This window comes from Pseudoglutamicibacter cumminsii (assembly GCF_016907775.1).
Classification (GTDB): Bacteria; Actinomycetota; Actinomycetes; order Actinomycetales; family Micrococcaceae; genus Pseudoglutamicibacter; species Pseudoglutamicibacter cumminsii.
Genome location: NZ_JAFBCO010000001.1, coordinates 1439762 through 1457827 on the forward strand (window position 1 = coordinate 1439762; position 18066 = coordinate 1457827).

The window sequence follows — 18066 nt, forward strand, 5'->3', positions numbered from 1 at the left end:
TGAGGGGCGGTTCAGATGATTCTGAACCGCCCCTCACGCGTCACAAGCCCTGAACGGGCTGTCGAAGATGTTTAGCCGTCGTAAGGGTGTGCCTCTACGATCTCGACAGGGATCTCCTTGCCGTTAGGCGCGGTGTAGCTGAGCTTCTCGCCGACCTTGTGGCCGTCGATCGCCTGACCGAGCGCCGAGTGATCCGAATACACTTCGAGGTCGCTGCCGTCAGCAAGCTCACGGTTGCCGAACAGGAAGCGGGTCTCCATGCCAGCGATCTTCGCGACAACAACCATGCCTGGCTCGACTACGCCATCGTCTTCAGGGGTTTCACCCACCTGAGCGGACTCGAGCAGCTGCTTCAAGTACACGATGCGGCCTTCGTTCTTCGACTGCTCTTCACGCGCCGCGTGGTAGCCGCCGTTCTCCTTCAGGTCGCCCTCTTCACGAGCAGATTCAATACGCTCGAGAATCTCAGCCCGGTATGGGCCGGAGAGGTGCTCCAATTCAGCGCTCAGACGATCGTAGGCTTTCTGCGTAAGCCACACTTCTTCATGCTGAGACGTCATGAACACTCCATTTCGTTGAACCACGCACCGGGTGCGCAGTGATTAATTGCAAAAGAAAATACCCACTGGTGACCTTGACCGGACTGAAGCAGCGTCAAGCTAATCCCAGCGGGCACATTCGTTATCGCACGAGTCTAGCCCGCAAAATCAAACAATGGGAGTGTTTGCGGGCTAAATCTGCATAAAATTCACGTTCGGCTTACTGCGTGCCGGTGCGCCAACACGACTCGTAACCCGCGGTGACAGGCGTGAACGTGGTGCGCAACGGAACCGTTTTCTGCACGATGTACCGGTTTCCTGAGCGTTCCGTGCTTTCGCTGGCCTGGAAACGCACTTCCCGGTAGCCGACCACAGAATAATCCTGGCTCAAAGCACGCAAACCGCATGTCACATCGTCCCCAGCTTCCATCGTGACAGCAACCGTGACCTCGGCGCTGCGGTCGTTGATGAGCTGATACGAGATCTCTTTAGCGTCGAAGCTCTTCTGAAGGCGCAGGCTCGCAAACAAAAGATAAGCGGACAAGCCAAGAATGCCGACTACGGCAACAATCCACCAGCCGCGCTTCGAGAGCGTGCGGCGCGTTGAGCCGTAGCGGTTCGCTAGGCTTGGGGACTGGCGAGTATCCTCGCCACCGAGTTTGAGATCACCTGAGGACATGATGTTTCCAGTCTATCTGGGGCATCGGAAGGGGAACCGCAGCACCATGGGACATTCTCCGCGTAGTGTGCCTGATTCGTCTGGCTTGCGTGTACTTTCTGTTCACGCGCACCCCGATGACGAAGCTAGCAAGGGCGCATCGATGGCCGCGGCATACGCGCAGGCTGGGGCTGAGGTGCTCGTCGTGACCTGCACCGGCGGCGAACGTGGTGACATCCTCGTTGAGGAAGTCCAGCGGATGCCGCGCGCGCACCGTGACCTCACAGGCCTGCGCCGTGAAGAGATGAAGCTCTCCGCTAAAGCACTCAACATCAAGCACATGTGGCTTGGTTTCGAGGACTCTGGCCTCCCGGAGGGTGATCCGCTACCGCCGCTACCGGAGAGCTGCTTCGCCTCAGTCCCGCTCTATGATGCCGCGGCACCTTTGGTGCACCTGGTGCGGACGTTCAAACCGCATGTGCTCATCACGTATGACGAAAACGGCGGCTACCCTCACCCGGACCACATCCGAACGCACCAGATCTCTGTTGAGGCGTTCAGGGCTTCCCACCGCGAGAACGAGTATCAAGGCCTGGGCGAGCCGTGGACGATCTCCAAGATGTACTACGACCGTGCATTCTCTCTAGAACGGTTCAAGGCTCTTGATGAGGCGATGCGCGAGCGCGAAGGAGTGTCTCCGTTCGCTGACCGCATCGAGTTCATGGAAAAGCGTCAACGCGACAGCAGCAACCCTGCCGCACGGCACCGCGTGACGACGCATGTTCCCATCCAGGGTTTCGTTCACTTGCGTGATGAAGCGCTTTTGGCGCATCGCTCCCAGGTCGAGCCAGGCGGATTCTTCTTCGCCGCACCTCCTGAGCTGGTGGAAGAGGTCTACCCTTGGGATGACTATGTGCTCGCGGCTACGCGTGTGCACACTGAGCTTCCGGAATTCGATCTGTTTGCGGGCCTGCACGATGGCGAAGGCGACCGGATCGGTACGTTGCGCCCGGTGCCGGAAGCTTTCAAGCCGGAGCTTGCGAACGACCGGCGGTAAAATGGATCAATGCATGGGGAACCGATGATTCCCGGATGCGTTGAGTATGGAAGGTGAGCATGCTTCTTTCAGTGTTGTCGTATGTCCCAGCGAACTTGGGCACTGACTCGGAAGAGTACCGCGCCATCGGGCCGGGTTTCCCGGGTTTTGTGGCTATCGCGTGCCTCGCGGTTGCCGTTATTTTCTTGATCGTGTCTATGGCTCGCCGCATCCGTCGTATTGATTATCAGCAGCCTGTTGAGACTGCTCAGGCGGACCTCGTGGAGCAGGGGCAGGCTGAGGAGATTGAGCGTGAAGCGCGCCGCCGTCTTGCCGAAAAGTACGGTGAGACTGCCGATGCAGGACAAACTCCGCGCGCATGAAACTACCGAAGGTTTCGTGGCCGCCGCGCTTCCTGTATGGGCTGTATGAGCGGCGGCTCACGCGTGAGTTGAAGCCCGAGAAGTTGCCGGGGCATATCGGCGTGATGGTCGATGGCAACCGGCGCTGGGCTAAGCTTGCGGGCGCTTCGACGGCCTCGGGGCATCGGGCTGGTGCGGATAAGATTCTCGAGTTTCTCGAGTGGTGCCGTGAGTTGGGTATCCGCACGGTGACTCTCTACATGCTCTCTACCGATAACCTCAACCGTGATTCGTCTGAGGTTGGCGCGCTGTTGCGGATCATCGACGAGACCTTGACCCGCGTAGGTTCCGAGGGTTCGATGCGTGTGCACCCGGTGGGTGCGTTGGATGTCTTGCCGCCTGAGCTAGCTGATAAGTTGCGCGGATTGCGTGACAGCACGGCTGACCGCACGGGGCTACACGTGAACGTCGCGGTGGGTTATGGTGGCCGCCGCGAGATTGTCGATGCGGTGCGTGCGTTGCTCGAGGACGCCGACGCGAAGGGCATGAACGCTGGTGATGTTGCGCGGGAGCTGGATGCGGATATGATCGCCAAGCACCTGTATACCTCTGGCCAGCCTGATCCGGATCTTGTGATTCGCACGTCTGGGGAGCAACGGTTGTCTGGCTTCTTGATGTGGCAGTCCGCGTATTCCGAATTCTATTTTTGTGAAGCGTTGTGGCCTGACTTCCGACGGGTGGACTTCCTGCGTGCGTTGCGGGACTATCAGCAGCGACAGCGTCGCTTTGGTGGGTAACGCTTCCGACGGCGGTTAGCTTGTCCACAGCGGCATCGCAGGATTGTTCTGTCCACAATCTCGGGCGGTTTCTCGCTAGTTGAATGGGGTGTGCATAGCCTTGAAGGCATGCGCACCCTGATTTTTTCCTATGCCGAGTCCGGCACGTTGTGGGGCCTTATCGTGGCTGCATCCCTCGTGTGCACGTGCGTGGCTTTCGTAGGGTTTGGTGCGGTTCTGGCGGTGATTGATGCGCGAACGCATCGTCTACCTAATGTGTGGGTTGGCCGACTGAGTGCAACGTGCGCGTTCTTCCTGACGCTCGCGACGTTCGCCTCGATCGGCGCGGGGGAGTTCCTCGGCTTCGCATGGGCCCTCGCAGCGGCGGGTGGAGCCCTTGTGTTTCTCGGTTTGCGGTGGATGACACGCAAGGGACTCGGCCTGGGTGACGTCAAACTTGCGCCGGTGCTGTGCGCCCTGTGCGCGGTGGTGAGCTGGGGTCATGTCCTACTGGCCGGGGTTCTGATGTGCCTCATCGCTGGCGTGCATGCGCTCATCGTGATGATTGCGACGCGGAACCCGCGTGCCTTCATCGCGTTTGGCCCGGCGATGCTGTGTGGAACCGGGCTTGCTTTAGCGCTGTAAACCCCGGCATGCAGAACAACCCAGCACAGAACAACCCCGTGGCCGCCCATCGGTGTGATGAGCGGCCACGGGGCCGTCAGCAGTGAAACTCTAGTGAAACGCTCGCTCCGGGATGGGTTGAGCGCCTCAGCAGTGTTTAGTTGAGGTGCGCTTAGTTGAAGCGACCGGTCATCGTGGTGACGTCGAGCGCCTTGTCGAGGTCTGCCTCGGAGATCTTGCCTTCGCCTTCGCCAACGAAACCGAGCGCAACGGTTGCCTCGCGAACGGTCATGCCTTCGGCGACAGCCTTCTTAGCGATCTTCGCGGCGTTTTCGTAGCCGATGAACTTGTTCAGCGGGGTTACGACGGACGGCGATGCTTCAGCGAGGAAGCGTGCGCGGTCCTTGTTGACGGTGAGGTCGGTGATCATCTTGTCGACCATCACGCGGCACGTGTTGGAGAGCAAGCGGATCGACTCGAGCAGGTTGGCGGCCATGACAGGGATGCCGACGTTCAGCTCGAACGCACCGTTGGTCGAGGACAGCGAGATGGTCGTGTCGTTACCGATGACCTGGGCGCACACCATGGAGGCGGCCTCGCAGATCACTGGGTTGACCTTGCCTGGCATGATCGAGGAGCCTGGCTGGAGGTCTGGGATGTGGAGCTCTCCGAGGCCGGTGTTCGGGCCGGAACCCATCCAACGCAGGTCGTTGTTGATCTTCAACAGCGAGTACGCGATGTTGCGAAGCTGGCCAGAAGCCTCAACCAGGCCGTCGCGGTTAGCCTGAGCCTCGAAGTGGTTGCGTGCCTCGGTGATCGGCAGGCCGGTGTTCTCCGCGAGGTTAGCGATGACCTTCTCTGGGAAGCCTTCAGGAGTGTTGATGCCCGTACCAACAGCGGTGCCGCCCTGTGGGACCTCAGCTACGCGTGGAAGGGAAGACTCAACGCGCTCAACGCCGTACGCGACCTGAGCTGCGTAGCCGCCGAAGACCTGGCCCATCGTCACTGGGGTTGCATCCATGAGGTGGGTGCGGCCGGACTTGACGACGTCCTTCCACTCAACGCGCTTCTTCTCGAGTGCCTCGGAGAGGTACTTGAGCGCTGGGATGAGGTCGTTGACGAGAGCGCCAGTGACCGCGACGTGAACAGAGGTTGGGAACACGTCGTTGGAGGACTGGGAAGCGTTGACGTGGTCGTTCGGGTGAACCTGGGTCTCGGAGCCGTTAGCCTTCAGTTCGCGGGTCGCAAGCTCTGCGATGACCTCGTTGGTGTTCATGTTCGAGGACGTGCCGGAACCGGTCTGGAAGACGTCGATCGGGAACTGATCGTCGTGCTTGCCAGCGATGATCTCGTCAGCTGCGTGAACGATCGCGTCAGCGATCTCCTGCGAGATCACGCCGAGTTCGAGGTTAGCCAGAGCAGCAGCGCGCTTGACCTGGGCCAGAGCGTGGATGTGCTGAGGCTCAAGCGTCTTGCCGGAGATCGGGAAGTTCTCAACTGCACGCTGGGTCTGTGCGCGGTACAGAGCGTCGATCGGTACCAGGACCTCGCCCATCGTGTCGTGTTCAGTGCGGAATTTAGGTGTTTCAGCCATACTTCAGATCTTACCGCTCAGCTCATTCGTACGGATGAAATCTTGCCTGCAGAACACCAAAATAACGCTAGCTGTCAGCGAAATATGTGCTGAGTGGCCATGAAAGACCTCAGGCCACCGGGACGCCGCCTAGTCGATAGGGTCGACGAGCTTGACCGTCCCCGTGTCGAGCGAATACACGGCGCCAACGATCTTGACCTTGCCGGCTTTCTCCGCGCGGTAGAGAACGTGAGAGAGGTCGCGAAGGATCTTCACGGTGCGGCGGGTGTGTGCCTCGACGGCTCCGCTGAGCCCGGGGGTGGTTGCGTCTTCGCGGGCCTGAACCACGGAAGGGAGGATGCGTTCGACGAGTGCGGCGATGTTCCCTGGGGGAGTGTCACCCGAATCGAAGGTCGTTTTAGCGGCATCAACGGCGCCGCAGGACGTGTGGCCCAGCACCATGACCAGAGGCACCTTGAGAACCTCGACCGCGAACTCGATCGAGCCGATGACTGTTTCACCCAAGGTGTGGCCAGCGGTGCGGATCGCAAACAGGTCGCCGTAGCCGACATCGAACGCGTACTCCATCGGGACGCGGGAGTCCGAGCAGCCAACAACAGCTGCGATCGGGTGCTGTTCTTTACGCAGCAACTCACGGCGGGACTTATCCGAGTTGGGGCGCAACGGACGGTCCAAGGCAGCACGTTCAGCGCCCTCCAACAGGACGGCGAGTGCCTCGTCTGGGGTGAGGGTTGGGTTGGTTGCAGGCATGTTGACCTCGTAGGTGCGGTCCCTCAAGTAGAGGGTGGATGGTTAGTGCCTATCTTAGGGCGTGAACCGGTCCGTTACGGTGCGGATTTCTGGATGGTTTCGGCGACTTCCGGCAGGAAATCGGCGACGTCGTTGTTCATGGTGATGACGTAGGTGAAGCCGTTGATCTGTGTGACCCAGCTGGTCTTGCCTTTGTCGCCCTTGCCGCCGCTGGAACGTTCAGTCCATTCGGTGCCGTCGACGGTGTGCTTCTTCCCGGTGGGGACGGAGCCGTCGGTTGCGAGGGTGACCCAGGAGTCGTTGGCTTTGTCTGTCTGTTTGACGGCCGCGAACGCTTCGTCGCGGATCACGACGCCGAGGTCCCAGAACGCTACGCCGTCAGCGGTGCCTGGGTTCCAGCGGGCGTAGTTGACGTACCAGTCTTCGGGCAGATCTGGTGCGATCGCATCGAAATCTAGGGTTTCTTTGGTCTGCTGCGCGACTGCGGCAACGTCGACGCGGTCGTTGTATTCGTTCTTCTTGTTCGCGGGGTTGAGCAAGATGACCGGAAGGACGACGAGGATCGTCAGCACCGTGGAGATGATCATGCCCTTGAGGGTCTGGTTGGCGCGCTTGGCTTGCTTCTCGGTCAGCGGAGCCTTGAAACCAGGTTCGCCGGGCAGCGGGGCGCTGTTAGGCGTTGCGGCATTAGTGGTTTCAGCCGCGCCGGTCTCAGCTGCTCCGGTGTCGTGAGGCTGTTTTTTCGCGTCGTCAGAATTCTCAAGCACGGCTCTATTGTCCACCATTCGAATTTAGTTGTGGAATTTGGTGTGAAGAGTGCGTGGGCCTCAGCTTCACAACGCTGAGGCCCACGATGGTCACGGCGCGGAGGTCATGGCTGGCATTCGCTCTACTTCACGTCGGTGTCGTTGTCCTTGCCTTTGCCGTGTTCCTCGCCCTGGCCAGCCTCGTTGCTGCCATCGGAGAGCGTGCCGTCTTCTTCTTCGATGATCGCGCCTTCCGGGACATCGATGCCCTCAGCGAGGGCTTCCTGCGTGATGACGATGTCACCCGTCTCCGGGTCAACCAGTGAAGGCTGCTGCGCGGCCGGCAGCGGTTTGCCGTCCTCGTCGAGGTAGAGGCCGGATTCGTAGTCGAAGCCGATCGGGTTGCCGTCGGCGTCGGTTCGTGCATACCAGTCGGTGAGTTCATCCGATGTCGAATCGAAATCGTGGCCGGCTGCGTATTCGTTATCGGATGCGATAACGCGCAGCTCGAAGTTATCGCCGTGTTCTTCGATGCCATATTTGACGGCGTTAGAGAGCGCGGCGTCTTCGAACTGTTGGCGAATCACAAGCGGGTCGGTCCGCATCTCTTTATAGAGCGCGATCGCCATGAGCGCGAGCACGACCGCGAACGGTAGCGCGGTGATCGTAATGAGGTTTTGCAGGCCCTGCAACGCGGTCTTACCGGCCATCAGGAGGATCACTGCGGCGATACCGGCCATCAAGATCGCCCAGAACGCCGTAATCCAACGCTTAGGGTGCGGGTTACCGCGCTGCGATAGCTGCGAGTTCACGATCGATGCGGAGTCCGAGGTCGTGATGAAGAAGACCGCGAGCATCGCGATCACGATCGGCGCGATGAACTGGGCGCCCGGGAGGTGTTCAAGCACCACGAAGAAGATGTCTTCGGGCGCGGGGAGCTTATCGATGTCGTTGCCCGGGGCGATGTCACCTGCAGTGCGCTGGAGATAGATCGCGGTACCGCCCAGGATCGTGAACGCGAGCACGATGATCGACGACGGGATAGCCAAGACGCCCACGACGAACTGGCGAACCGTGCGTCCCTTGGAGATCTTCGCAACGAAGACGCCCACGAATGGGGCCCATGAGACCCACCATGCCCAGTAGAACGTGGTCCATGCGGAAAGGAACTGGTTCATCTCTGGGGAGTCAGCGGTAGTTGCCGCGAGCATCGTCGGCAGTTCCGCGAAGTAGGTCGAAACAACACCAGGGATGACGTTGAGCAGGAAGACGGTCGGACCAACGATGAAGAAGAACAGCGCAAGCGCCAGCGCTAACACGAGGTTGATGTTGGAGAGCCGCTTAATGCCCTTGCTCACGCCGGATACCGCGGACCAGATGGTTCCGATGGTCAGCAGCACGATGATGATGAGGGCAAGTTTGTTTGCGCCGGGGCTCCAGCCGGTCACGAGCTCGAAGCCTCGGCCGATCTGCAGCGCGCCGATACCGAGCGATGCCGCGGTACCGAAGAGCGTTGCGATGATCGCTAGGCCGTCGATGACGCGGGCACGCACCGAGCTTGAGGATCCACCCCACAGTGGTGTGAGGATCGAGCTCATGAGCGGAACGCGGCCGCGGCGGTAGGAAACGTACGCGATGGCGAGGCCCACGATGCCGTAGATGGCCCAGGCGTTGAGGCCCCAGTGAAGCGCCGACTGCGCCATGGCCTTCTTGACCGCATCGACGGTTGCGGGGTCATACGCGCCTGGGCGGGGGGAGAGGTAGTACGTCATCGGCTCGTAAGGGCCGAAGAAGATCACGCCGATACCGATACCAGCGCCGAACAGCATCGCCGCCCACGAGACCGTCGAGTATTCAGGCTTGTCACCTTCGAGGCCCAGCGGGATGCGCCCGTACTTGGTGAAAGCGAGTACCAGCAGGTAGATCACGAGCACGATCGCGAGCGAGTTAAAGACCCACCCGAGGTTCGTCATGATCCAGTTCAGCGCCTTTGTGGTCGCCGAAAGCACCTGGTCAGGTTTCAGAACACCCCACACCACGAAGCCGATAATGGCAAGCCCGACGGTGATGAGCATCGGCCTGTCGACGCCGTAGCGGATCTTCTGATGATCAACGTCCACACCAGGAACCAACGCCGGGTGGATGTTGTGTGGGTAGCGGTTCAGTTCGCCCAGGAACTGGCCGGCCTTGCGCCCCACGCTTTTCAGGGTCTGCCCGGCGGTAGGTTGAGGGCTGCGACGTGCGCGGTTTTCCGCGGTCAGTGGGCGCCCCGGATGCTCAGCTGCTACTTCCTTGGCGGCGCGCCGGCCCCGTTTCTTCTGTCCGTTCTCATCCGCTTTATTCGGCTGAGAATCGCGTCCATCCTCCGATGACATGTTTTCTCCTCAAGGTATGGGTTCGTTCTTCATCATATAGAGATATGTTTTTCGGCTAGTGGTACGGGATCTTCGGCTAGTCATGCTGAGCCTTTTCCTTGCAGGGGCATATGATGAACGTGAGGCATCGTGCCGTTATTACTGCAAGCGAGAACACTGAAGAGGACTCCGTGACGCAAGAGCAGGACTACACCCAACTTTCCCCTAAGCTGTCCGTTTCGTCGGCTGTTCCTGACCGGAACTTGGCGATGGAGCTGGTCCGCGTGACTGAGGTCGCGGCGATCGCATCGGCCCCGTGGGTTGGCCACGGCGACAAGAACGGGGCGGACGGCGCGGCTGTCGATGCGATGCGTGCGATGCTCACGACCGTTGATTTCAACGGTGTCGTGGTGATCGGTGAGGGCGAGAAGGATGAAGCCCCGATGCTGTTCAACGGCGAGCACGTGGGTTCCGGTAACGGTCCCGAAGCCGATGTTGCGGTTGACCCGATCGACGGCACCCGTCTTACGGCGCAGGGCCTGAACAATGCGCTGTCCGTGATGGCTGTTGCTGAACGCGGGACGATGTACGACCCTTCGGCAGTGTTCTACATGGACAAGCTCGTGACCGGCCCGGAGGCCGCGGATTCGGTTGATCTCCGCTTGCCGATCGGCGAGAACATTCGCCGTGTTGCGAAGGCTAAGGGTAAGAAGCCATCCCAGGTGACGGTGACCGTACTTGATCGCCCACGTCACGCTGACATGATCAAGGAGATCCGCGAGGCTGGTGCGCGCACCAAGCTGATCCTCGACGGTGATGTTGCAGGCGCGATCGCGGCCGCTCGCCCTGATTCGGGTGTCGACATGCTCGTGGGTATCGGTGGTACCCCTGAAGGCATCGTGACCGCGTGCGCTATCCGCGCACTGGGCGGCGTGATCCAGGGCCGCTTGCACCCAACGGATGACGCTGAGCGCGAGGCCGCAGAGAAGGCCGGCTTGGACGTCAACCAGGTTTTGTCGACCGAGGACCTCGTCACGACCGACAACTGCTACTTCGTCGCGACCGGCATCACCGACGGCGACCTGCTACGCGGTGTCCGCTACCGTGGCGACCGCATCGTGACCCAGTCCCTCGTGCTTCGGGCCAAGTCCGGCACCGTTCGCGAAGTAACCGCAGAGCACCGCGCCGACAAATGGGACGGATTCACCCGCTAAAACACAGAGCATTAAACGTTGGTGGGGCGTGGATGATGATTCATCCACGCCCCACCAACGTTTAGCCCTCTACCTGGTCATCTAAGTCGCTACCTGGTCATCGTGGCGGATGAACCGGATGCGGCTACTTTCTGCCGGTTGAGCGGGGTAGCACACAAGTACGCGTGGGCATCCTCGTCCGCTTCGATAGAAAGCTCACCTGCAGAGGCGGGGATGAAGGCGGACTCGCCGCGGCCGAGGTGGATCTGTGTCCCGTCGGCTCCTCGCACGGTGACGTTGCCCGCGAGCGCGATGATGCACGCCGGACCCCGCAGTGAAATGTTCCCGGACGAAGCTCCCTTGATACGCACGAGCTCGAACTCGTCGAACTCGGTCGAGTACAGCTCGATGCCTGGCTTCTCTTGCTCGGGGCGAACCCACGTCGGTTCGAGTGAAGCGAAACGGACGATCGACATCAGCTCGTCAACGTTGATGTACTTGGAAGTCATGCCGCAACGCAGAACGTTGTCTGAGTTGCCCATGACCTCAACTGCGGTCCCGTGGAGGTATGCGTGGAGGTTCCCCGCTTGCAGTGCCACGGCTTCGCCTGGCTCAAGCTCGACGTAGTTCAACAGCAATGACACCAGTACACCAGAGTCGCCTGGATATTTCTGGTTCAACCATGGAAGTAGCGGGAGCAGCGCATCGACGGTCCGAGCCGCCTCCGCATCGCGTTCAATGATCTGCACTGCGTCCGCAACAACAGCATCAATGCCGTCCACACCGGTCACCAAGTAAGCCAGTGCAGACTTGTAGTCCCGATGGTTCAGATGCTCGATGACCGTGTTCGCCACGGCGCGCGTCTCTTCACGCGAGGTGTTGCCGCGCAGAAACTCCCAAGCTGGGATGCCCTGCTCTGCCGAACGGAAACCCGTCAACGCCTTGAACGGAGTCAACGCCAAGATCATCTCCGGCTTAGGGCGAGGATCCTTATACATCCGATGCGGAACATCGATCGGAACACCCGAGCTCTGCTCGAGGATGAAACCAGCCTTCGCCTGCTGAGCGTCAGGGTGTACCTGCAACGACAGCGGGGCATCGGCAGAGAGAACCTTCATCAAGAAAGGCAAGCTCACGCAATCGGCAGGCTGAGACGCAACGACCGCGGCGCCGAGATTCTCTTCAGGGCGCTCTTTCAGAACATCCGTCAGCGAGCGACCATCGCTCAACAAACGGCTAGGCGCGGCAGGGTGGGAGCCAATCCATAGCTCAGCCTCAGGGCGTCCACTCGGCGTGTGCCCCAATAGCTCCGCCAGCGCGGTAGGCGAACCCCAGTCATAGTCGCGGATGGAATTCTCCAACTTCTCCACGGCTATCACCTCTCCTGACTCTTACATACGACCGTTCAATACGCGTGGCCCGGCCTGTACAAGCGAGCTTACCCCGCTTTGCATGAATCGTTGTTTTGTGCGATCTGTTCAATTCGGCCGGTGTCGCCGATGTACTCAAGTTCCTGCAAATACTTTTCGGTAATCGGCGAACCGTCACGTTGTGTAGTGATGACCTGATCTTCCACCCCTAAAGAGGCCTCAGAGGAAGATTCAGGTGAACTTTGTGTAACTTCCGGTTTAGGTTTCGCAGAAGACTGCTTCCCGGAACTCTTCGGGGCCGCATCTTTCTTCTTCGGTTCAGACTTGCTTGAGGCGTTCTCTTGAGCCTTAGCACCGTCGTCCGTCGCCTTATCAACCAACTGATCAATGCGCTGATGAATCAGATCGTAATCAGGGTATGTAGAGAACAAATCCCCAGGCTTACCGAAATCCGGGGCGCCCAACGTGAGCTTCAAGAACGTATGCTTCCGGGTCTTCTCAGCAAGGCCTATAAACGAGCCCAGTTGAGACTGCGGAATGTTCGTGCGAACAATCTCTTCACCCGAGTCCATAATCTGAGTGAAATTCGTCAAGACATTCTGCGGAGTGAACTGTTTGACCATCGCCTGCTGCAAACACTGCTGACGGCGAATACGGTGATAATCCGTCGTGAAGTCACGCGAACGCGCAAACCACAGCGCCTGCTTGCCCGTGAAATGATGCTCGCCAGGACCGAACCACTTGGTGCGCAAACCCGTGTTCGGGTCGCGCTTCCCGTTATACGGAACCCAGCCGCCCGACGTGATCTTCACGCCGCCCAGCGCATCGATCAGGTGCTCAAAACCACCCATATCGACCGTGACATACATCTGAATCTTCAGCCCCGTGACAGCGCTGGCGGCCTCCATCGTCGCTACCGCGCCAGGGTCGTCAGTATCCGGATACTTATCCGCATACTTCTGCTCAACTGTTGGATAAATCGCGTTGAAAATACACGCGTCCCCACAGTTGAAACCGTTCGGATACACCTCGTGCATCGGCGAATCCTCAGGGAAAGGGGCATTCTGAAGATTACGCGGAATCGAAATCACAACCGCGCGGCCGGACTTCGCATCAATCGACCACACCTGAGCCGAATCTGGGCGCAAACCGACGCGAGACTTACCCGCGTCTCCGCCCAAAACCAAAATGTTGTAGCGGCCGTCAATCGGATCAACGGCAGGGCCCGACGCAAAAATACTTCCCAGAGTCGCCTTGCTCTTAAACGCAATATACGAGCCGTAACCCAAGCCACCCGTCGTCACGACCACAGCCAACACCGTGAACGCGGTGATAATCCCGCGCATCCCCGGCGCCAACATCGTAGGCTTCGTGATCCGGTACGTGTGCACAAACAGCAACAGCCAGCCCACGGCAAGCGCCGCCAGCACAACGCCCACCAGCACCAAAACCCACGGCCGGCTAAAAACGTCGAGTAGCGAGCTACGATTCATCAACGCCCACACGACCAACACGAGCAGCGCGACCCACACCGTTATGGTGACGGTCAAAGCTTTGCGGCCCAACCGCTTATAGCCGGTGACAAGCTGCGCGCCACCCGGGACAAGCAACGTCAACAGCCACAAAATCCAAGCACGCTTAGAGCGGCCGGGGGCGTTCAACTGTTCCGGATCTGGGACTGATTGCGCCTTTAAGAGCTGGGACGAATCGTTCACACTCAAAACCTATATGTATCTACGGCTTACTGCGCAGAAGACTCGGCGGCGCGCTTCTCAGACAAGGCACGCCCCTTAGCATCGGCGCCTGCACGCATCTGCTCAGCATAATCAGCCAACGCGGCAGAAATACGCGAAGCCTCCTCGCCAGCGCCGCAACCCAAAATCCGGGCCGCATACAAGCCAGCGTTCTTCGCGCCATCGACCGCCATCGTCGCAACCGGCACACCACCCGGCATCTGAACAATTGAGAGCAAAGAATCCAAACCATCAAGATTCTTCAAGCTCACAGGCACACCGATAACCGGCAGGGTCGTGACCGACGCCAACATGCCCGGCAAATGCGCCGCGCCACCCGCGCCAGCGATGATGACCTCGAAACCCTTCGACTTTGCATCCGTACCGAACTGGATCATTTGATGCGGCATCCGGTGAGCCGAAACCACATCCACGAAATACGGGATACCCAACTCGTCCAAAACATCAGCGGCCGCCGACATCGTAGGCCAGTCAGAATCCGACCCCATCACAATCGCAACGCGAGGCTGCTTCGCCTCACCAGAAACAACAGAGCTCATGCCGAGAATCCTTCACTCATGATGTTCGCAGCAACGCGCGCCTTCTCACGCACATCGTCCACGCTCTCACCATCGAAACCAACACGGTTAACATGGCCGATCTTACGGCCCTGACGCACCGACTTACCGTAAACATGCACCTTAACCTGCGGATCCGAGGCCAACGCATGAGGCAAAGCTGCCGCGAGATCCTGATTCGATCCACCCAAGAAGTTCTTCATCACCGCAACAGGAGCCAACGGTTCAGGGGAGCCCAGAGGAAGATCGGCGACCGCGCGCAGATGCTGCTCAAACTGGCTCGTCACCGCGCCATTCTGAGTCCAGTGACCCGTGTTGTGCGGACGCATCGCAAGCTCATTGATCAGGAAGCCGGGGCCGCGGCCAGGAGTCTCAAACAGCTCGACCGCCAGGACGCCCGTCACACCAAGCTCAGACGCGATAGTCAGAGCGGTCTGCTGAGCGGCTTGAGCGGTTTCCGTGGAAAGATCCTGCGCCGGAGCGATCACCTCATCGCACACACCAGCGACCTGGATCGTGTGAGTAACAGGCCACGCCGCCGTCTGACCCGACGGGCGGCGAGCAACCAAAGCGGACAATTCGCGTGAGAAATCCACCAATTCCTCACACAAAACCTGACCACGCTCAAACCACGCGCTGATCCGTTCAACATCGTCAGCGGAATCCAGCTTCTCAACGCCCTTGCCGTCGTAACCGCCACGAGGAGTCTTAGCGATGATCGGCCAACCGGCCTTCTCACCGAACGCGACCACATCATCTGCCGTGTCAGCCGCGCACCACTGCGGATTCGGTAGCCCCAAGCGCTCAACGGCCTCGCGCATCACAATCTTGTCCTGGGCATGAATCAACGCATCCGGGCCAGGGTGGACCCGCACACCCTTATCGACGAGCTCGTGCAAGATCTCAGCCGGAACATGCTCATGATCAAACGTCACAACGTCCACAGAGTCAGAGAAATCCAGGACAGTCTGCCGATCCTTATAGTCACCCACCGGCGCGTGAGCCACAGCCCGCGCGCTCGCCGTCTCTTCTGATTCACACAGAATCGAAAGCTCGATACCCAAGTTCAGGGCCGCAGGAGCCATCATCCGGGCAAGCTGCCCGCCGCCAATCACACCAATGCGCAAAGTTTTCATCCTTTCTAGTCTAAGATAAAGCGCTTGTAGCCCACTGCTCATCCGAGCAAGCGTGGTGTGACATGTAACCCACCGTGAATCCGTGGGAACAAATCACCACAAGCGACGACACAGCCGCCATCTATCAGAAGGGAGCATGATGCGAACCCTATGGGCCAAAATGCGTACCCTCGTTGAAGTCTTGTGGCGCGAAGTCGCTAAGTTTGGCGTGGTCGGCGCAGTCGCGTGGGTCATCGACACCGCCGTGTTCCTGTGGCTCATCAAAGGCCCCATGGACGACGCCGAAGTCTGGGCTAAAGGCTGGGCGACCGTTGTCGCCTCGATCTTCTCGTGGGCTGCAAACCGCTGGTGGACCTTCCGACACCGCCGCAACAACCGGTGGGTCCGTGAACTCGTGCTGTTTGCGGTCATGAACGCAATCGGCCTCCTCATCGCAGCCGGATGCGTGTTCTTCACCAAATATGTGCTCCAGATGACCAGCCCGATGGCCCTGTTCATCGCAGGCTCGGTCGTGGGACTCATCCTCGGCACTATCTTCCGTTTCATCGCGTACCGCTTGTGGGTCTTCAACGAGTCCAAAGGGTCAGAACACGAAGACCGTCGCGAGGTCACGCGCTAAAGCGGCTCTGTGTGGGCAATAGTCGCGCTGTGTTGTCAGTAGCCGCGCCGCGTTCTAAGCGGTAGCGGCGCGTGTGATCCGCTCCTGGGTGCGCAAAGTGTCAACCGGCGCGCCGTCCACCAAAGCGTCAGGCGCAACCAGAACGAGCGAACCCTCAGGCTGGCACGCCAAAAGAGACGCAACAGCAGCCGACCAACCCTGTGCTGTGTCAGCACCGCCCACCGCAAGCCACGAGACCGAAGTGCCTGCACCATCCGCGGCCTCAGCGGCAAGCAACTGTTCGAGCGAAGCGGAGTCCACGCCATCGACATCCCACGAAGCCTGCGCGGCATTCGCGGCAGAAAACATCAAGGCATCCGGCTGGGCGCGCACCTCGGCGGCATGATCAACCATCCCTTCCGGGAGATCGTCAGGGAACGAAACCGCGAGCGCCTCCAGCGTTACTGCCAACACATCGGGAGCCGACATGTGCTCCGAAGGACGGTTGGTTATGACGAGATCGGCGTCCTCTGCGCGATCCGTGACCGTGGCACCTAAAGACAACGCGGCCAACGCAAGCGGAAGCGTGCGCCAATGAGGCGGAACATCCAAACACACGGTGCCGCCGGCGCCCAAGCCGAACTCCATCTCAAGCAAACCGCTGTTCTTGGCCCACCAATTAACAAGCACTCGGCCCGATAGTTCGATGCGGGGACCAGCCGAGTGGTCAATCAGCAAAGGAGCAGGGGACGAGCCACGCTCAGCGAGCGCCGTCAGCGCGGCGGGGATTGTGAGTGCGGAACGCAGGTGCGGGCGTGAAGAGGAACTTGCGATAGGAGCCATGCTTCTATTGTGCTTCACGGCGCTGAGCTTCATGGTGCTGCGTTTCAAGGTGCTCAAGCACTGTGCGTCAAGGCGCTGTGTTGAAAGACGATGAGGTTCTGTCTTGAAAGACGATGAGGCGGGGCAGGGCCGGATTTAAGCGAGGGCTGAGCGCGGCTCATATTCGCGATTCGGCATAAATTCACCTGCAGTTCTCAGCTAATTCAAAGGTTCATATGTATCGCGCTTGGGTGAAGCTATATCAAGCTCGATCTTGCTACAAAACGCGCTTTGGGGAAGATTTTCAGCGAACTGGCATTTGACGAAATCAACTTACATGGATGTAATTATGTATGTGCACAAGGCACGCCACTGTGCCTCAGGGTGCTCGATTGTGGCTGGCGAGTAATCAAGAAAACGGTTGCCGCAACAGTCTCGCGAAGGCCCTGGGTGGAAGAGCGTCGACCCCGATGCTCCCGGTGGATCTGAAGTCTGGATGAAGGGACGCATGACACATGGCACAGCGTGACCGCCACGAGCTCGCGGAAGGGCGCGAGAAACGAGCAGTTGTTACGCGCGATGTGCCCGGCGACTGGTTCCTCGACCCAGCAGATCCAGAGGCCGGCACTCGCTACAGCAGCAACCTCGACCTCGAAGAAGCAGCCACGGCTTTCCTCTCCGCGCATTCGCCGGCTGAGACTCCAAAAGCTGATACGCCGGAAGCGTTGGCCACGGTAACGCCACTGCACTCCGATGTTTTTGGTGCGGATGTCTCCGCTGCTGATCTTGCTGAAGCAGAGCAGCGGCCAGCGGCCCAGACTGACGCCGCATCCGCATCGGGCCTTGTAGAGGCCGCGCCGAACAGCGGCGCACGACCTGCCGAGGTGCAGAAACCTTCGTCGCAACAGTTCGTTTCCCTCGTCGAATTCATGGGCATGGACGACGAAGGCGAGCTCGGCTGGCAGACCCAGGCACTGTGCGCGCAGACTGACCCGGAAGCATTCTTCCCGGAGAAGGGCGGCTCAACACGCGACGCCAAGAAGGTGTGCGGATCGTGTGCAGTCCGCGCAGAATGCCTCGCATACGCCCTCAAAAACGATGAACGCTTTGGCATCTGGGGTGGGATGTCCGAACGTGAACGTCGTCGACTTCGAAAGCAGGGAGCCTGATCGCTAGTTCAGCTCATGTCACAGCCGT

General features: G+C 59.7%; 18 protein-coding genes. 7 read left to right on the forward strand and 11 right to left on the reverse strand.

What is annotated here, in order from left to right; genetic code table 11:
• Positions 1–71: 71 nt before the first annotated feature.
• Positions 72–560 (reverse strand): transcription elongation factor GreA, encoded by a 489-nt coding sequence (gene greA / locus JOD50_RS06575; protein ID WP_101630206.1) that lies wholly within the window; start codon positions 558–560, stop codon positions 72–74.
• A gap of 199 nt (positions 561–759) precedes the next feature.
• Entirely contained in the window at positions 760–1218 is a 459-nt protein-coding gene (locus JOD50_RS06580; RefSeq protein WP_204880879.1) for a DUF4307 domain-containing protein, read from the reverse strand.
• 67 nt (positions 1219–1285) lie between these two features.
• Here JOD50_RS06580 and mca point away from each other — a divergent pair, with 67 nt between their 5' ends.
• The 4 genes from mca to JOD50_RS06600 all read left to right on the forward strand — a co-directional run bounded on the left by mca (position 1286) and on the right by JOD50_RS06600 (position 4016).
• A complete protein-coding gene (gene mca / locus JOD50_RS06585) occupies positions 1286–2254 on the forward strand; it encodes a mycothiol conjugate amidase Mca (RefSeq protein WP_338052046.1) in 969 nt (322 codons plus the stop codon).
• Positions 2255–2313: 59 nt separating this feature from the next.
• On the forward strand, positions 2314–2616 hold the full coding sequence (locus JOD50_RS06590) for a hypothetical protein (RefSeq protein WP_204880881.1): 303 nt from the start codon (positions 2314–2316) through the stop codon (positions 2614–2616).
• Entirely contained in the window at positions 2613–3392 is a 780-nt protein-coding gene (locus tag JOD50_RS06595; protein ID WP_204880882.1) for an isoprenyl transferase, read from the forward strand. The genes JOD50_RS06590 and JOD50_RS06595 overlap by 4 nt, the downstream gene beginning before the upstream one ends.
• A 108-nt stretch (positions 3393–3500) precedes the next feature.
• Positions 3501–4016 (forward strand): prepilin peptidase, encoded by a 516-nt coding sequence (locus tag JOD50_RS06600; RefSeq protein WP_204880883.1) that lies wholly within the window; start codon positions 3501–3503, stop codon positions 4014–4016.
• 151 nt (positions 4017–4167) lie between these two features.
• Here the strand turns inward: JOD50_RS06600 and JOD50_RS06605 are convergent, their stop codons facing one another.
• The 4 genes from JOD50_RS06605 to JOD50_RS06620 all read right to left on the reverse strand — a co-directional run bounded on the left by JOD50_RS06605 (position 4168) and on the right by JOD50_RS06620 (position 9460).
• Entirely contained in the window at positions 4168–5589 is a 1422-nt protein-coding gene (locus JOD50_RS06605; protein WP_101630212.1) for a class II fumarate hydratase, read from the reverse strand.
• 129 nt (positions 5590–5718) lie between these two features.
• Positions 5719–6339 carry a carbonic anhydrase gene (locus JOD50_RS06610; RefSeq protein WP_204880884.1) on the reverse strand — a complete coding sequence of 207 codons (621 nt, stop codon included), beginning with the start codon at positions 6337–6339 and terminating at the stop codon, positions 5719–5721.
• 74 nt (positions 6340–6413) lie between these two features.
• On the reverse strand, positions 6414–7106 hold the full coding sequence (locus JOD50_RS06615; protein WP_204880885.1) for a DUF4245 domain-containing protein: 693 nt from the start codon (positions 7104–7106) through the stop codon (positions 6414–6416).
• Between the two features lie 122 nt (positions 7107–7228).
• On the reverse strand, positions 7229–9460 hold the full coding sequence (locus JOD50_RS06620) for a BCCT family transporter (protein WP_204880886.1): 2232 nt from the start codon (positions 9458–9460) through the stop codon (positions 7229–7231).
• Between the two features lie 248 nt (positions 9461–9708).
• On the opposite strand from JOD50_RS06620, the gene glpX reads away from it, so the two are divergent.
• The gene (gene glpX / locus JOD50_RS06625; protein WP_397427671.1) at positions 9709–10653 is read left to right on the forward strand and encodes a class II fructose-bisphosphatase; all 945 of its coding nucleotides are present in this window, start codon (positions 9709–9711) and stop codon (positions 10651–10653) included.
• Between the two features lie 89 nt (positions 10654–10742).
• Here glpX and manA read toward each other — a convergent pair whose 3' ends face one another.
• From manA to JOD50_RS06645, 4 genes are all read right to left on the reverse strand, one after another.
• Complete coding sequence (gene manA / locus JOD50_RS06630; RefSeq protein WP_204880887.1) at positions 10743–12002, reverse strand: mannose-6-phosphate isomerase, class I; 1260 nt, start codon at positions 12000–12002, stop codon at positions 10743–10745.
• Between the two features lie 68 nt (positions 12003–12070).
• Positions 12071–13717 carry an LCP family protein gene (locus JOD50_RS06635; RefSeq protein WP_338052047.1) on the reverse strand — a complete coding sequence of 549 codons (1647 nt, stop codon included), beginning with the start codon at positions 13715–13717 and terminating at the stop codon, positions 12071–12073.
• Between the two features lie 26 nt (positions 13718–13743).
• Positions 13744–14295 carry a 5-(carboxyamino)imidazole ribonucleotide mutase gene (purE, locus tag JOD50_RS06640; RefSeq protein ID WP_239541547.1) on the reverse strand — a complete coding sequence of 184 codons (552 nt, stop codon included), beginning with the start codon at positions 14293–14295 and terminating at the stop codon, positions 13744–13746.
• Positions 14292–15449 carry a 5-(carboxyamino)imidazole ribonucleotide synthase gene (locus JOD50_RS06645; RefSeq protein ID WP_204880888.1) on the reverse strand — a complete coding sequence of 386 codons (1158 nt, stop codon included), beginning with the start codon at positions 15447–15449 and terminating at the stop codon, positions 14292–14294. The genes purE and JOD50_RS06645 overlap by 4 nt, the downstream gene beginning before the upstream one ends.
• Positions 15450–15585: 136 nt before the next feature.
• Between JOD50_RS06645 and JOD50_RS06650 the strand changes: the two genes are divergently transcribed.
• Entirely contained in the window at positions 15586–16068 is a 483-nt protein-coding gene (locus JOD50_RS06650; RefSeq protein WP_101630218.1) for a GtrA family protein, read from the forward strand.
• Between the two features lie 54 nt (positions 16069–16122).
• Here the strand turns inward: JOD50_RS06650 and JOD50_RS06655 are convergent, their stop codons facing one another.
• Entirely contained in the window at positions 16123–16890 is a 768-nt protein-coding gene (locus JOD50_RS06655; protein WP_204880889.1) for a TIGR03089 family protein, read from the reverse strand.
• Between the two features lie 494 nt (positions 16891–17384).
• Between JOD50_RS06655 and JOD50_RS10535 the strand changes: the two genes are divergently transcribed.
• On the forward strand, positions 17385–18038 hold the full coding sequence (locus JOD50_RS10535) for a WhiB family transcriptional regulator (RefSeq protein ID WP_275587681.1): 654 nt from the start codon (positions 17385–17387) through the stop codon (positions 18036–18038).
• Positions 18039–18066: the final 28 nt, after the last annotated feature.